General features: G+C 58.7%; 2 protein-coding genes and 1 pseudogene. 1 reads left to right on the top strand and 2 read right to left on the bottom strand.

Going from position 1 to position 1,540, the window contains the following annotated elements; genetic code table 11:
- Nucleotides 1-171: 171 nt before the first annotated feature.
- Both BUA24_RS11710 and darG read right to left on the bottom strand, forming a co-directional pair.
- Nucleotides 172-390 carry a hypothetical protein gene (locus BUA24_RS11710; RefSeq protein WP_072792788.1) on the bottom strand — a complete coding sequence of 73 codons (219 nt, stop codon included), beginning with the start codon at nucleotides 388-390 and terminating at the stop codon, nucleotides 172-174.
- 61 nt (nucleotides 391-451) lie between these two features.
- Nucleotides 452-949 (bottom strand): annotated as a pseudogene (gene darG, locus BUA24_RS11705) (type II toxin-antitoxin system antitoxin DNA ADP-ribosyl glycohydrolase DarG); the annotation flags it as partial.
- Between the two features lie 66 nt (nucleotides 950-1,015).
- Between darG and BUA24_RS12340 the strand changes: the two are divergent.
- Nucleotides 1,016-1,474, top strand: coding sequence for a hypothetical protein (locus tag BUA24_RS12340; RefSeq protein WP_143146559.1), 459 nt, complete (start codon nucleotides 1,016-1,018; stop codon nucleotides 1,472-1,474).
- Nucleotides 1,475-1,540 lie beyond the last annotated feature (66 nt).

Below are 1,540 nucleotides of genomic sequence, written 5' to 3'. Positions count from 1 at the left end.
TCTGGACCAAGAGCGCCGACGAGATCTTCGCTTCAATGCAGAAATACCTGGAGCCTATTGTTTCTCCGCAAACTTCTGAGGAGGGATACTAGCCACGGCCCGCTTGCGAGGATGTGCCGTAACAGGACGACGAGGCAAGACGGGCGGGACGACCTAGCCGTTGCTCGTCAGCTACTCCTGCGCCCATTTGGGGATCGAGGTGTCGTAGCCGCTCAGGAAAAACGACGCGACCAACCCCCTTTGATAGATGCGAGTTTCGCTGTTGCCGTTGGGTCGCCGTACAGTTACCTTCTTGTAGAAGCCGTAGCGGTTCGACCCGACAGTCACCGTGACACGGTTGCCATTCGGAAGCTTCACAGTCTTGCTCGATATGGGTGGGATCTTGGTCACTCCGCCTCCTCTACCAGAAAGTTATCACTCGACCTGTTATCTTGTGGTGAGGTTAGCACGACTTGGGCACTTCCCGGACGTGGGATATCTTGTTGCTGGCAGGAGCGCCGTTGGGTTCAAACACCAGCACCTGCACGTCGGCAAGGTCTGCTAGGGCGCGTTCAATGCGGGGGCGCACCTCGTTCCAGTCCAACCCGGCCAGGCCGCAGCCCAACGGGGGAATGGCAATGGAGCGAAGCCCTAAGTCGCGGATGACCTTGGCGAGATCGGCAAGGCCCGATTCGATGTCTTCGATGCGGCTCTTGTTGCGCCAGTGCCGCTTGGTGGGAAAGTTGATGATGAATCGCGGCGCCGTGAGCTGGCCCGTCTCGTAGACGAACATGTGGCCGGGCTGTACAGCCTCTCGCTTGCAAGCAGCCTCGTAAGCCTTGAAGTTTCCGGGATAGACGTTCTTGAACTGCAAAGCGAGCCCGCGACCCATCACACCGACGCAGTTGACGGTGTTGACCAGCGCGTCAGCCTCACAGTCGAAGATGTCGCCCAAGGTGTACTCGATCATGGCTGTGCTCCTCTCATTTCTCAGTAACACCAATCCTGGCAGATTTCGACAGTATAGAATTCTGGGTTGGCAACAGTTGCAGCCCTTCGTCGGCGTTGCGGTCAGGTGTCGCAGAGCGAAGCGACGGTCTCGTCTCTCTCTGGTTGCCGTTGCGAGGAGGCGCTGGTACTTGAGTTGATTGCTCGAGCGTGTGCAGGCGCAATCACGACCCGCACTGATCTGCTCCCACGCGGTGCAGATGTCGTAGTAGATGGTAGCAACTCTTGGCAACCCAGAATGCTAGACTACGGGCTAGTGAACCGTCGTGACTGGGCACTTGCCAACGGCATACATCCGCACACCGCCTTCCCTTGGTATAGGGAAGGCAAGCTTCCGGTGCCTGCTCGCAAGATGGGCAAGCTCATCCTGGTCAGCGACCTGGCAATATCACCAACGGAGCCAGGCGTGCGGTCGAAGTGGCCTGCGGGGAGGCGGTTGCATGATCGTCCAGATGCCGACCAAGACCCAGGCTGCCCACGTCGCTGAGATCATCGGGGGAACGCTGCTTCACAACCACCAGGGCAAGCCAACGAGCAAGGTCGCACTCGACGA

It is taken from the genome of Ferrithrix thermotolerans DSM 19514 (genome assembly GCF_900128965.1).
GTDB classification, from domain to species: Bacteria; Actinomycetota; Acidimicrobiia; order Acidimicrobiales; family Acidimicrobiaceae; genus Ferrithrix; species Ferrithrix thermotolerans.
This window is presented reverse-complemented; position numbering and strand designations above follow the sequence as displayed.